Source organism: Nonomuraea glycinis, from assembly GCF_014646515.1.
Taxonomy (GTDB): domain Bacteria; phylum Actinomycetota; class Actinomycetes; order Streptosporangiales; family Streptosporangiaceae; genus Nonomuraea; species Nonomuraea glycinis.
The window spans coordinates 1-12,649 of the sequence record NZ_BMNK01000026.1 but is presented as its reverse complement, the minus strand read 5'-3'; the positions used below and the strand labels follow the sequence as shown (position 1 = coordinate 12,649).

Annotated in this window: 11 protein-coding genes; all 11 read right to left on the bottom strand. The window is 69.6% G+C overall.

The features are described 5' to 3' along the window. Positions 1-63: 63 nt before the first annotated feature. The 11 genes from IEY87_RS43070 to IEY87_RS43020 all read right to left on the bottom strand — a co-directional run bounded on the left by IEY87_RS43070 (position 64) and on the right by IEY87_RS43020 (position 12,443). Positions 64-840 carry a TIGR03936 family radical SAM-associated protein gene (locus tag IEY87_RS43070; RefSeq protein WP_225278218.1) on the bottom strand — a complete coding sequence of 259 codons (777 nt, stop codon included), beginning with the start codon at positions 838-840 and terminating at the stop codon, positions 64-66. Positions 841-991: 151 nt separating this feature from the next. Then, positions 992-2,902 (bottom strand): TIGR03960 family B12-binding radical SAM protein, encoded by a 1,911-nt coding sequence (locus IEY87_RS43065; RefSeq protein ID WP_189144681.1) that lies wholly within the window; start codon positions 2,900-2,902, stop codon positions 992-994. 54 nt (positions 2,903-2,956) lie between these two features. Beyond that, complete coding sequence (gene rodA / locus IEY87_RS43060; protein WP_189144680.1) at positions 2,957-4,126, bottom strand: rod shape-determining protein RodA; 1,170 nt, start codon at positions 4,124-4,126, stop codon at positions 2,957-2,959. Continuing rightward, complete coding sequence (mrdA, locus tag IEY87_RS43055; RefSeq protein ID WP_189144679.1) at positions 4,123-6,168, bottom strand: penicillin-binding protein 2; 2,046 nt, start codon at positions 6,166-6,168, stop codon at positions 4,123-4,125. Before mrdA ends, rodA begins: the two co-directional genes overlap by 4 nt. After that, positions 6,165-6,635 carry a rod shape-determining protein MreD gene (mreD, locus tag IEY87_RS43050; protein WP_189144678.1) on the bottom strand — a complete coding sequence of 157 codons (471 nt, stop codon included), beginning with the start codon at positions 6,633-6,635 and terminating at the stop codon, positions 6,165-6,167. The genes mrdA and mreD overlap by 4 nt, the downstream gene beginning before the upstream one ends. After that, complete coding sequence (mreC, locus tag IEY87_RS43045; RefSeq protein ID WP_189144677.1) at positions 6,632-7,510, bottom strand: rod shape-determining protein MreC; 879 nt, start codon at positions 7,508-7,510, stop codon at positions 6,632-6,634. The genes mreD and mreC overlap by 4 nt, the downstream gene beginning before the upstream one ends. Then, a complete protein-coding gene (locus IEY87_RS43040) occupies positions 7,510-8,541 on the bottom strand; it encodes a rod shape-determining protein (RefSeq protein WP_189144676.1) in 1,032 nt (343 codons plus the stop codon). Before IEY87_RS43040 ends, mreC begins: the two co-directional genes overlap by 1 nt. Positions 8,542-8,791: 250 nt before the next feature. Further along, positions 8,792-9,202, bottom strand: coding sequence for a nucleoside-diphosphate kinase (gene ndk, locus IEY87_RS43035; RefSeq protein WP_157246518.1), 411 nt, complete (start codon positions 9,200-9,202; stop codon positions 8,792-8,794). A 114-nt stretch (positions 9,203-9,316) separates the two neighbouring features. Further along, a complete protein-coding gene (locus tag IEY87_RS43030) occupies positions 9,317-10,789 on the bottom strand; it encodes a hypothetical protein (protein ID WP_189144675.1) in 1,473 nt (490 codons plus the stop codon). Between the two features lie 11 nt (positions 10,790-10,800). Then, positions 10,801-11,154 carry a DUF4233 domain-containing protein gene (locus IEY87_RS43025; RefSeq protein WP_225278217.1) on the bottom strand — a complete coding sequence of 118 codons (354 nt, stop codon included), beginning with the start codon at positions 11,152-11,154 and terminating at the stop codon, positions 10,801-10,803. Further along, positions 11,154-12,443, bottom strand: coding sequence for a bifunctional folylpolyglutamate synthase/dihydrofolate synthase (locus IEY87_RS43020; protein WP_189144749.1), 1,290 nt, complete (start codon positions 12,441-12,443; stop codon positions 11,154-11,156). Before IEY87_RS43020 ends, IEY87_RS43025 begins: the two co-directional genes overlap by 1 nt. Positions 12,444-12,649 lie beyond the last annotated feature (206 nt).

Below are 12,649 nucleotides of genomic sequence, written 5' to 3'. Positions count from 1 at the left end.
CGCCCCCATTCGAGGGCATGGCGCCAAGTCCTGTCAGTGGTAGCGCCCCGCGGGGCGCCTTCCTTAACCGACGTCGTGCTCACCCGCCGGTCCCGCCTCGCCGCCGCGCGTAGTCTCGCGGTCCAGGTCGAGCGGGTCGGCAAGCGCACCGGTGCTGTCGTCCAGCGGCCCCTGCGCCAGCCTGGTCACCTCGGGGGGGACCGGCGGCGCGAAGTCGGCCACAAGGCGCAGCCCTGTGAGCACATCGTCGGGTCGAACGGCAGGCGTCATGTGCCGAACAACCATGCGCAGTATGACACACGACTGTCCAGCCACCTGAGCTGCAGTTCCCTCTGTTCCCTCTGCTCCCTCGGGCACCGTGAGTCTCAGCACGGCCTCCCGAGCGTCGAAGCGGCGTGGCCCCTTCTTCATGAGGCGCTCGACCTCCACGGTGCCGGCCGCGAGAAACTTCTCCACCGCTGTCACGGCGAGGTCGCGATCGGCATCACGCAGGCGCACCTCCCACTCGGAGACTTCCAGGCGGTCGGCCAGCGCGCCGGGGCCGGCCTCGACAACGTCGAGCACATCCAGGCCCGGCGGCAGCGATCCGTCAAGGTCGGTCCTGACCTGCTGCGGATCGCACGGCGTCGTGACGCCGATCTCGAGGTATTCGGCTTCGCTGGCAACGCCGGTCGGCGCCGCTCCCGCGTAGGAGATCTTCGGATGAGGCGAGAAGCCCGCACTGTAAGCCACCGGAATGTCGGCACGGCGGACCGCTCTTTCGACGGCCCGCGAGATGTCGCGGTGACTGGTGAAGCGCAGGCGTCCGCGCTTGGCGTAGCGCACACGCAGGCGCTGCACCGTTGGCGCGGGCGGAGGCCCATCTGGAACAGGTTTCAGAGCCTTGTCGTCCTTCCCTTGTCGCAGTTCCTTCGTCTCAGGATATGCCGCCCGGAGGCCTGCCCGGCTCAGGATCATGTACGGCGAGACACCGGGCGCGCACTCAGCGCCGCTAGACGACGGTCAGGGGAAGGAGTTTCTTACCGGTCGGACCGATCTGGATCTCCGTCCCCATGGTGGGACAGACGCCGCAGTCGTAGCAGGGGGTCCAGCGGCAGTCCTCGACCTCGCCGCCGTTGACGGCCTCCTGCCAGTCCTGCCAGAGCCACTCCCGGTCGAGCCCCGCGTCGAGGTGGTCCCAGGGCAGGACCTCGTTCTCCTCGCGTTCGCGCACGGTGTACCAGTCGACGTCGACGCCGGCCTTGGCCGCCGCCGCCATCCACCGCTCGTAGGAGAAGTGCTCGCTCCAGCCGTCGAAGCGCGCGCCGTCCTCCCAGACGTTCCGGATGACGGCGCCGATCCGGCGGTCGCCGCGCGAGAGCATGCCTTCGACGATCGACGGCTTGCCGTCGTGGTAGCGGAAGCCGATGGCCCGGCTGTATTCCCTGTCTGACCTGAACGACTCGCGCAGCGCCTTGAGCCGCCGGTCCACGGTCTCGTGGTCGGCCTGCCCCGCCCACTGGAACGGGGTGTGCGGCTTGGGCACGAACCCGCCGATGGAGACGGTGCACCGGATGTCGCGCGACCCGCTGGCCTCGCGGCCCGCCTTGATGACCTTCTTGGCCAGGTCGGCGATGCCGAGCACGTCCTCGTCGGTCTCGGTGGGCAGGCCGCACATGAAGTAGAGCTTCACCTGCCGCCAGCCCTGGGAGTAGGCGGCGGTGACGGTGCGGATGAGGTCTTCCTCGGTGACCATCTTGTTGATCACCTTGCGCAGCCGCTCGGAGCCGCCTTCGGGAGCGAAGGTGAGGCCGGAGCGCCTGCCGTTGCGGGAGAACTCGTTGGCCAGGTCGATGTTGAAGGCGTCGACGCGGGTGGAGGGCAGCGACAGCGAGGTGTTGGTGCCTTCGTACTGGTCGGCCAGGCCCTTGGCGACCTCGCCGATCTCGCTGTGGTCGGCGGACGACAGCGACAGCAGGCCGACCTCGTTGAAGCCGGACTCCTTGATGCCGTTCTCGACCATGGCGCCGATCGTGGTGATCGAGCGCTCGCGCACCGGACGGGTGATCATCCCGGCCTGGCAGAACCGGCAGCCGCGGGTGCAGCCGCGGAAGATCTCCACGCTGAACCGCTCGTGCACCGTCTCGGCCAGCGGGACCAGCGGCTTCTTCGGGTAGGGCCACTCGTCGAGGTCCATGACGGTGTGCTTGTGCACCCGCCACGGCACGTCGGCCCGGTTGGGCGCCACGCGCTTGATGCGACCATCAGGGTGATAGTCCACATCATAAAATTTCGGGATATAAACCCCGCCGGACTCGGCCAGCCGCATCAGCAGCTCGTCCCGCCCGCCGGGCTTGCCCTCGCTCTTCCACTCCCGGATGACCTCGGAGATGGCGATCGCGATCTGCTCCCCGTCGCCCAGCACCGCCGCGTCCAGGAACTCGGCGACCGGCTCGGGGTTGAAGGCGGCATGACCGCCCGCGAGCACGATCGGATCGTCCTCGCCCCGGTCCGCGGCCAGCAACGGGATGCCGGCCAGATCCAGCGCGGTCAGCATGTTGGTGTAGCCGAGCTCGGTGGAGAACGACAGGCCCAGCACGTCGAAGGCACGCACCGGCCGGTGGGCGTCGACGGTGAACTGCGGCACGCCCTCGGCGCGCATCAGCGCCTCAAGGTCGGGCCAGACGGCGTAGGTGCGCTCGGCCAGCGTGGCGGGCAGCTCGTTGAGGATTTCGTAGAGAATCGCGACACCCTGGTTGGGCAGCCCGACTTCGTAGGCGTCCGGGTACATCAGCGCCCAGCGCACGTCGGTGGTGTCCCAGTCCTTCACCGTCGAGTTGAGCTCACCCCCGACATACTGGATGGGCTTCTGCACCTTCGGCAGCAGCGCTTCCAGGCGGGGAAAAATCGACTCGACAGGCATACGTCCCACACTAGCGGGGCCCATGACATGGCCGGTACTCGTCACACGCCCCTCCTAGGCGTACGACTGCTGCTCGCGCACCCTGATGCCCTGCAGCAACCCCACCGCGATCAGGTTCGCGAACGTGGCGGTGCCACCGTAGGAGACGAACGGCAGCGGCAACCCGGTGATCGGCATGATGCCGATCGTCATCCCCACATTCACGAACATCTGGAACGCGAACCAGCACACGATCGTGCCCGCGACCAGCGTCCCGAACCTGTCGTCACACTGCCTGGCGATCTTCAGGCCGCGCAGCAGCACCACGCCGATCAGCAGCACGACCGTCGCCGCCCCCAGGAAGCCGAACTCCTCGCCCGCCACGGTGAAGATGAAGTCGGTGTGCTGCTCCGGCACGAACCTGCCCGTCGTCTGCCCACCCCCCAGCAGTCCTTTGCCGAACAGTTGCCCGGAGCCGATCGCGATGAGCGACTGCGTGCTGTTGTAGCCGACCCCGCGCGGGTCGACGCTCGGGTCGAGGAAAGCGGTGAAACGCGCGAGCTGGTACGGCTCCAGCAGCTCGAAGAAGAACACGCTGGCCACCCCGGCCACGCCGACCAGCGTCAGCAGGGCGATCACCCGCTTACGTACTCCCGAGATCATCAGGGCGGAGGCCGAGATCGCCGCCAGCACCAGCGCGGTGCCCAGGTCGGGCTGCAGCATGACCAGCGCCAGTGACATCGCCGCCACCACCAGCGCGAGCAGCACGTCGAGGCCACGCGGCCGATCGGTGCCCTCGACAGGCTGGGCGAGCAGCATGGACGTGATCAGCAGCAAACCGACCTTGGCGAACTCCGAAGGCTGCACCGCGAACCCGCCGCCCAGCAGGATCCACGAGTGCGAGCCGTTGATCGTCGCCCCCAGCGGCGTGAGCACCAGCCCCAGCCCTATCAGCGAGACCAGGAAGACCAGCGGCGCGTACGCCCGCACCGCCCGATAGTCCATCATCGACACCCCGGCGCACAGGAACACCCCGATGCCCTGGTTGAGCAGGTGCTTCTTCAGCAGCCCGGTGGAGCCGGGCGCCCACGTCCTGGTCGACGACCACACCAGCAGAGCTCCGATCACCGACAGCGCGATGACCGCGACCAGCAGCACCCCGTCCAGCCGCCACACGATCGACTCCGGGCCGAACGCCCGCCGGGCGAGCGAGCGCCGCCTGCCCCTCAGGGCCCCGCTGGTCATTCCCTGATCACCGTTCCGTCGGGAGCGAACGCCGGCAGCTTCGACACGGGCTTGCCGCCGGGCAGCGCGGCGGGCTTCTTGATGCCGAAGATGCCCTCGTAGATCTCCCGGGCGGCGGGGGCGGCGGTCTGGGCGCCCATCCCACCCTGCGAGACCATGACGACCACGACGAAGCGCGGGTTCTTCGTCGGCGCGAAGGAGGCGAACCAGGAGGTGTCAGTCTTGCCCCAGACCTCCGCCGTACCGGTCTTGCCGCCGATGCGCACCTTGTCCATCGGGAACCCGCTGAACGCCCCGGCCGCGGTGCCGTCGGAGGCCACCTGGCTCAGCGCGTTCTTGATGTAGAGCCGCTCCTTCTCCTGGAGGGGCAGCTTGCCCACCACCGGGACGGGGACCTTCTTGACCACCTTGCCGTCAGGCCGCACCAGCGCCCACCCGATGCGCGGGCTGCGCACCTTGCCGTCGGTCACCAGCGCCGCGTACGCCCTGGCGAGCTGCAGCGGCGTCACCAGCACGTCGCCCTGCCCGATGGAGAAGTTGGCCGAGTCACCGGGCCGCAGCACGAACCCTTCGGTGCAGTTCTCGTGCGCCAGGCGCTTGAGAAAGGCCGCCCGCGCCGCGTCCTTCACCTCGGGGTAGCCGGTGCCGGCCCGCTTGCAGTTGGTGGCGCTGGTCAGCGCCCACGTCTCCTTCTTCCAGCGGCGGTCGGGGATGCGCCCCGACGACTCGCCCGGCAGGTCGATCCCGGTCGGGCTGCCGAACCCGAACTTCCTGGCCGTGTTGGCGAACACCTCCTTGGCGTTCTTCTTCGGGCTGCGGCCGCCGTCGCGCGTGTACTCCTCGAAGGCCGCCCGGTAGAAGATCGTGTCGCACGACTTCACCAGCGCCAGGTGCAGCGACAACGTGCCGAGGGGGATGCCGCGGAAGTTGTTGAAGGCCCTGCCGCCCACGTTGACCGAGCCCGGGCAGCTGTACTTCCCGTTCAGCGGATAGCCGGCCCGCAGCATCGACGTCACCGACGACACCTTGAACGTCGAGCCGGGCGCGAACTGCCCGTTGATCGCCCGCGACACCAGCGGCTTGCCCGACTTTTCCGACAGCAGGTGGCGGTACATCCGCTCGGAGATGCCGCCCGCCCAGACCGCCGGGTCATAGTCGGGCGCACTGGACAGCGCCAGCACCCGCCCGGTCTGCGGGTCGAGCACCACGGCGGCGCCGCCGTCGGCCTGCGGCGCGGACTTCATCGCCCTCTGCAGCGCCTTCTCCGTCACGGCCTGGATGCGGGAGTCGATGCTGGTCACGAGATGGTCGCCGGCGACCGGCTCCACCTCCTGCTCCACGCCCAGAGCCTTGCCCATCCGGTCCACCTGCACCCGGCGCAGCCCCGCCTTGCCCCGCAGCTCCTCGTCGTAGACGTACTCGATGCCCTCACGACCGGCCAGGTCCACGCCGGAGAACGTGGCCTTCAGCCCGACCCGCTTCTCCAGCTCGGCCTCGGTGACCGGAGACAGGTAGCCGAGCATCTGCGCCCCGGCCCGGCCGCCCGGATATTCCCTGACGGCATGGATCTCCGCCGAAACCCCGGGAAACTCCTCCTGCCGCTCCAGGATCTGCAGCGCCTCGCGGGTGTCGACCTTCTCGTCGAGCGGGACGGGTTGGTACGGGGAGCCGGTCCAGCAGGGCTTGGGCACCTTCGGCCCGCAGGGCGTGATCCGCTTGGCCAGGTGGGCGACCGGCCTGCCGAGCACCTGCGACAGTTTGCCCAGCACCTTCCGCCCCTGGTCCTTCATCCTGGTGAGGCCGGTCCGGTCCACCGAGACGACCAGCGCGGTCTTGTTGCGCACCAGCGGGCGGCCCGACGAGTCGAGGATCTGGCCCCTGACGGCCGGCACGATCACGACCCTCGTCCGGGTCTCGGTCGCCCGATTCATCAGCTCCGGCCCCCGGACGACCTGCACCTGCCACAGCCGCACGGTCAGCGCCGCGAGCAGGATCAGCACCAGCGCCTGCAGCACGATCAGCCTGGTCCGCATCCTCGTCATATCGTGTACCTCGGCTGCTGCTGCCTGACGCGGGTGGTCAGCCAGATCACCACGGGGGCCAGCACGAGCGTGTACACGATGGTCACGGGCACCTGCTCGGTCAGCGTGGCGACCGTCACCCTCGGATCGGTGAGCAGCCCGCCGACCGCCGCCGCCAGCAGGGGCGCGAGCAGCACGCACAGCACGACGGTGGCGACCCGGCCGCCGGCGCCGCGCCCCGCCACATAACCGACCAGCGCGAAGACGAACGCGTACAGCCCCGCCAGATGCGCCGTCGGCGGCACGATGTCCACCAGCAGCCCCGTGCAGAACCCGATCACCGCCCCGGCCACCGGCCCGCGCAGCAGCGCCACGCCCACCACGGCCAGCAGCACCAGGTCCGGCGCGCCCCCCGCCGGCAACGGCAGCTGGTTCACCAGCATGACCTGCGCCAGCACCGCCGCGACTATGACCACGATTCCGGTCATCGTGCTCCCTCCCTGCGCGGCAGCACCGCGTCTCTCGGGTCGCGCGCGGGACCCCGCACCACCACGCCGACCACGTCCAGCGCCGTGAGGTCCGCGAACGGCTTGGCGTAGGCGATCCTGGTCAGCGCGCCCGGCGTCGGCTCCACCCGTTCGATCACCCCGATCGGCACCCCCGGCACGTACGGCGCGCCATGGTGCGACCCGAAACTGACCAGGCGCCCGCCTCTGGTCATCGGCGCCGTCGAGTCGAGCAGCCGGAAGCGCAGGAGCCGGCCGTTCTCCCCCACTCCGTGCACGACGCCGATCTCCTGACCGCCCTCCAGCCGCGCGCCGGCGGCGGAGGCCGGGTCGCTCAGCAGCACCACGGTCGACGTACGGCTGGACGCGTGCACGACCCGGCCGATCAGCCCGTCGCCGTTGAGCACGGTCATGTCGGCGCGCACGCCGTCGTCGGTGCCGGCGTCGAGCTCGACGGCGTCCTCGAAGCCCGGTTCGCCGCGCCTGGCGATCACATTGGCCGTCACGACCTTGTAGCCGCCGAGCCCGGCGAGTCCCAGCAGCCGTTTGAGCTCGGTGGATCGGGTCTCGTCAAGCTTGTTGGCCGCCAGGCGGGCGCGCAGCTCGGCGTTGTCCTTCTTGAGCCGCGCGATGTCCTCACGGGCGCGCGGAGCGGTGATGACCCCGTGCACGAACCCGCCCACGGACCGGGTCACGGCTCCGCCCACCTGCTCCGTCGTACCGAACGCCCACGCGCCGGCGGCGCGCAGCTGTCGCATCGGCGAGTCCTCGCCGGTGCGGTGGTCCACCGTCAGCATGACCAGCGCCGCCGTCAGTAGCAGTCCCAGGATCAGCCGTGCGTGGCGCGAGTCCCTCATCAGCGTCGCGACTCCGGCACCAGCACCTGCTGCAGTGCCTCGAAGTCCTCCACACACCTGCCCGAGCCGAGCGCGACCGAGTCGAGCGCGTTCTCCACCAGATGCACCGGCATGCCCGTCTCCGCCTTGACCCGCTCGTCCATGCCCCTGAGCAGCGCGCCGCCGCCGGTGAGGGCGATGCCGCGGTCCATCAGATCGCCGGACAACTCCGGCGGGCATCTGTCGAGCGTCGTCTTGACCGCGTCCACGATCGCGTTGACCGGCTCCTCGGTGGCCTTGCGGATCTCCTCACCGGACACCACGATCGTCTTGGGCAAGCCGCTGACCAGGTCACGCCCGCGGATCTCGGCGTGTGCCTCACCGTCACAGGGGAAGGCCGAGCCGATCGCCATCTTGATCTCCTCGGCGGTGCGCTCGCCGAGCATGAGCGAGAACTCCTTCTTGACGAAGGTGATCACCGCCTGGTCCAGCTCGTCACCGCCGACCCTGATCGACTGGCTGGTCACCACGCCGCCCATCGAGATGATCGCCACCTCGGTGGTGCCGCCGCCGATGTCCACCACCATGTTCCCGGTCGGCTCGTGCACCGGCAGACCCGCCCCGATCGCCGCGGCCATGGGCTCCTCGACGATGTAGACCTTTCGCGCGCCCGCCTGGTAGCCCGCCTCCTTGACAGCCCGCTGCTCCACGCTGGTGATGCCACTGGGGACGGCGATGATGATGCGCGGCTTCGCGAAATGGCGGCGTTTATGCACCCTCTGGATGAAATATCGCAGCATTCGCTCGGTTACGTCGAAGTCCGCGATCACGCCGTCCTTGAGCGGCCGGACCGCGACGATGTTGCCGGGTGTCCGGCCGATCATGCGTTTGGCCTCGATGCCGACCGCGACGATCCTGCCGGTGGCAGTGTTGATGGCGACGACCGACGGCTCGTTGAGCACGATGCCGCGGCCGCGCACGTAGACCAGTGTGTTTGCGGTACCGAGGTCGACCGCCATGTCACGGCCGAGAAAGGCGAGCTTGCTGCCCATGGGGAACGGAGCCTTCCGTGACGTCGTTCGCCGAATGACTACGGATCGAATTCGAATCGTAACGTGACGTACCCACCAGGCCGCGCAATGAGCCCGTGTGCCCCACAAAATTCTCGCGCCCCTCAGCCAACTCCATCTTTGCCCGGTATGCCGGAGCTGGGCACTTCTCGGGCCGGAAACGAGAAGTGCCCGCTCGGCACAAGGCCGGCGGGCACCACATACAGTGGGGAGATCGGCTCCCCGGCGAGGCTCAGAAGCGGTCGGGGAAGAAGATCTTGATCTCCCTGGCGGCCGACTCGGGCGAGTCGGAGCCGTGGACGACGTTCTCGCCGATCTCGAGGGCGTGGTCGCCGCGGATCGTGCCGGGAGCCGACTTCACCGGGTCGGTGAGACCGGCCAGCGCGCGGAACGCCTCGACGGCCCGGGGGCCCTCGAGCACCAGCGCCACCAGCGGGGCCGAGGTGATGAACTCGACGAGCTCGCCGAAGAACGGCCGCTCGGAGTGCTCGGCGTAGTGCGCCTTGGCGGTGTCGACGTCGAGGGTGCGCAGGTCCATCGCCACGACCTTGAGGCCCTTGCGCTCCACACGGGCGATCACGTCGCCGATGAGGCCGCGCTTGACCCCGTCGGGCTTGATCAGGACAAGAGTGCGCTCGGACACGTGGAATTCTCCTTTGAGACAGGTCTGGTCGCGGCCCGGCTCGGAAGAACGCCGCCGCGTCGCTTGAACTGCGGCTCAGCTTACCGTCCCGCGGCGGTTCTCCAGTTTCGGCCGCTACGCCGAAGCGCCGTCCTCCGGCGACGGCGCGGGCGCCGGCACAGGCGCGACCGCACCGCTTTCACGTACGTCATCCTGCCGCTCGCGGCCGGCCTCCTGCGTGGCACGGGCACGGCCGGACAGCAGCGCGGCCATGACGATCACCACCACCATGAGGAACCCGCCGACCAGCGCCCACAGGTGCAGCGCGGAGACGAAGCTGTCGACGAGCTCCTGCGCCGAGGTGACGCCCCGCAGCATCGTCAGCTGCACCCCCGTGCCCAGCAGATAGCCGGCGAGCACGGCAGGCAGGCACAACGCCAGCGCGAACAGCGCCGTCCCCACCCCCGCCTGACCGAGCACCGCCGTGAGCGCCACCGAGGCGCCGACCGCGAGCAGGGCGAATGGCACGACCAGCACCAGCCCCTCCGGCGACGGCGTCAGGAACCGCATCGAGGAAAGCCCCGCCAGCATCGCCAGCAGCCCGAGCGACGTGACCCAGGTGTGTGCGACGGCGAACACCCGCACCAGCACCGCGGCCGCCACCGCCAGCAGCGCCGCCACACAGAACGGCAGCCACAACCCCGACAACCCGGGCCCGCCGAGCCCACGCATCTCCACGTACGTCACCTGAGCGATGCTGGGCAACAGCACCACCCCGACCGCCACCATCGTGTACGACGACGCACGGCCCGCGCGGTCACCGGTGGACGCCAGCGCGAGCACGCCCGCGATGGCCAGCACCGCCAGCAGGATCACCAGCTCGGCACGCCAGTCCTGACTCGCGGTGCTGATCGCGAGCACCGCGATGCCGGCCGCGGGCGCGGTGGCCTTCAGCAGTCGGCCGCGCTCCTCGAACAGCGCCACCGGCGCCGCGGGCCGTCCCGCGGTCATCCACAGCACGAAGTAGACGGCGGCGAGCGCGAGCGCGATGCCGGTCAGCAGCGGGAACGGCTGCAGCGTGACCTGCCAGCGCGTCACCCCGTCAAGCGGCCACAACGCCAGGGCCTGGGCGCCCAGCAGGCTCAGCGCCAGCATGCCGGCCCACAGGGCGCGCAGCACGGGCGGCCGCGCCCAGACGGCGACCAGGGTGGCGGGCAGCAGCAGCCCCGCTCCGATGCCGTGGGCCACGCGCAGCACGCCGACCAGGAAGACCGACCCGGCGTAACCACCCGCCGCGTCGGCGACCGCCAGCAGCGCCAGCCCGCCGACCAGGAGATGAGCGGCTCCGACCCGGCGCAGCGCCAAGGCGGCGAACGGCACGGTCAGCATCATCGCCGGAAGGGCGAGCCCGTGGGCCCGCATCAGCTCCACGCGATCTATCCCGTCGGGCAGCAGCGCCGCGACGACGGACACGGTGTTGGGGATGGCGACGATCGCCAGCGGCAGCGCGGCCACGATGAGCAGCGCGAGCACGGCGTCGGAGAACCATCCGAGCCGCGTGCCGGACTCAGCCGCATCCGCGGACCGATGAATTGAGGGGACGGCCATGAGGCTCGACTTTAGCGGGAAGTCACGCCCTCGACACGGCGAGCGACGAATATCGCCGTGATCCACAACGCCGTGAAGAGCGCACCCAGGAAGAACATCGCCGTCACCATGAAACCGGAGCAGATCGCCAGAACCTGCACGACACTCCCCAAGATGTATCCGGCCGGATGCTTGAGCAACCCCGCGGCGACCACGCACAGCACGGCCAGCCCGATGCCGACCGTCACCGCCAGCGCCGGCGCGACCCCGCCGACGGAGATCGCCACCGGAGTCATCAGCGCTGTGACGATCGCCTCCATCCCGAGCACGCTCGACCCCAGCCTGCGCATACCCGGCGTAACCTGGAACGACAGCGGCGAGCCCATCAGGCGCCCTCCGCCTTCAGCAGGTGGCGGGCATCCCCCGCCGTGACCACGGACCCGGTGATCAGCACCCCGGTGCCGCTGAACTCCCCTTCGGCGTCCGCCATGCCGATCGCCTCGTCGATGGCCTCGTCCAGGCGCTCCACCACATGCACCCGGTCCTCACCGAAGAGCGGCACGGCCAGCGCCGCCAGCTCGTCAGGAGACAGGGACCTGGGCGACGAATTACGGGTGACGACGATCTCGTCCACCATCGGCTCCAGCAGCTCCAGCAGCCCGTCGACATCCTTGTCCGCCATGACTCCCACGACGGCGATGACCTTCTCGAAGCCGAACGCCTCCTGCAGCGACTCCAGAGCCGCCTCCATGCCACCCGGATTGTGCGCGGCATCCACCACGACAGTCGGATTACGGCGTACGACCTCCAGCCGGCCCGGCGAGGTCACCTGGGCGAACGCCTGCCGCACCAGCTCCACGTCCAGCGGATCGTCGCCGCCGGTCAGCGCCTCCACCGCGGCCAGCGCGCACACGGCGTTGCTCGCCTGATGGGTGCCATAGAGCGGCAGGAAGACCTCGTCGTAGACGCCCTTCAAGCCTCGCAGGGTGAGCAGCTGGCCGCCCAGCGCCACCTCACGGCTCAGCACGCCGAACTCCAGCCCTTCACGGGCCACCACCGCGCCCTCATCGGCGGCCCGGCGCATCAGCACCTCGGCGGCGGGCAGCTGCTGCTGCGCCAGCACCGTAGTGCTGCCGGCCTTGATGATGCCCGCCTTCTCGTTCGCGATGCTCGGGATGTCGGGACCCAGCCGGTCGGTGTGATCCAGCGAGATCGGAGTGATGACGGCCACGGTCCCGTCGGCGACATTCGTGGCGTCCCAGGAACCGCCCATGCCGGCCTCGACGACCGCCACATCGATCGGCGTGTCGGCGAAGGCGGCGAACGCCATGGCCGTGAGCAGCTCGAAGAACTGGATCCGCCGCCCCTGCGTGTCGACCAGCTCGACGTACGGCGCGATCTCCTCATAGACCTCGGCGAAGCGCTCCTCGCTCAGCGGCTCACCGTCGATCGTGATCCGCTCGCGCATCGACACCAGGTGTGGGCTGGTGAAGCGGCCCACCCGCAGGTTGCGCTCCTTGAGCAGCGCTTCGGTCAGGCGCGCCGTGCTCGTCTTACCGTTGGTGCCCGCGATGTGAATGACGGGATAGGCCCGCTGCGGGGAGCCGAGCAGATCCACCAGGGCCGCGATCCGGTCCAGCGTCGGCTCGAAATCCCACTCGACGCCACGCTCCATGATCGCGCGTTCAACTGCACGAAAGTCCACCCCTCAACCCTACTGACCACCGCGACCGCTTCCCACGTGGGTCGAAGCGTGGGCCGTGGAAGCGGCAGAGGGTGGGTCAGCGTCTTGGGAGCCGACTGGCCGGCGGCGAAAAGCTCCAGAAATGCAGGTAGGGCCCCGACACATGTCGGGGCCCTACCTGAAAGATTGTCCGGCGG